The sequence below is a fragment of the Citrobacter sp. R-1.5.2 genome (genome assembly GCF_035064245.1).
Taxonomy (GTDB): Bacteria; Pseudomonadota; Gammaproteobacteria; order Enterobacterales; family Enterobacteriaceae; genus Citrobacter.
This window is the reverse complement of sequence record NZ_JASEYC010000088.1, coordinates 1-630: the sequence shown is the minus strand read 5'-3', so window position 1 is coordinate 630 and position 630 is coordinate 1. Positions and strand designations below refer to the sequence as shown.

The window sequence follows — 630 nt, the reverse complement described above, 5'->3', positions numbered from 1 at the left end:
GGTGCTGTGCACGGATCTGCCCTGGCTTCAGGAGATCGGAAGACCTCGGCCGTCGCGGCGCTTGCCGGTGGTGCTGACCCCGGATGAAGTGGTTCGCATCCTCGGTTTTCTGGAAGGCGAGCATCGTTTGTTCGCCCAGCTTCTGTATGGAACGGGCATGCGGATCAGTGAGGGTTTGCAACTGCGGGTCAAGGATCTGGATTTCGATCACGGCACGATCATCGTGCGGGAGGGCAAGGGCTCCAAGGATCGGGCCTTGATGTTACCCGAGAGCTTGGCACCCAGCCTGCGCGAGCAGCTGTCGCGTGCACGGGCATGGTGGCTGAAGGACCAGGCCGAGGGCCGCAGCGGCGTTGCGCTTCCCGACGCCCTTGAGCGGAAGTATCCGCGCGCCGGGCATTCCTGGCCGTGGTTCTGGGTTTTTGCGCAGCACACGCATTCGACCGATCCACGGAGCGGTGTCGTGCGTCGCCATCACATGTATGACCAGACCTTTCAGCGCGCCTTCAAACGTGCCGTAGAACAAGCAGGCATCACGAAGCCCGCCACACCGCACACCCTCCGCCACTCGTTCGCGACGGCCTTGCTCCGCAGCGGTTACGACATTCGAACCGTGCAGGATCTGCTCGG

At 63.2% G+C, this 630-nt stretch carries 1 pseudogene; it reads left to right on the top strand.

What is annotated here, in order from left to right:
- A pseudogene (gene intI1, locus QMN38_RS26715) lies at positions 1 to 630 on the top strand (class 1 integron integrase IntI1); the annotation flags it as partial.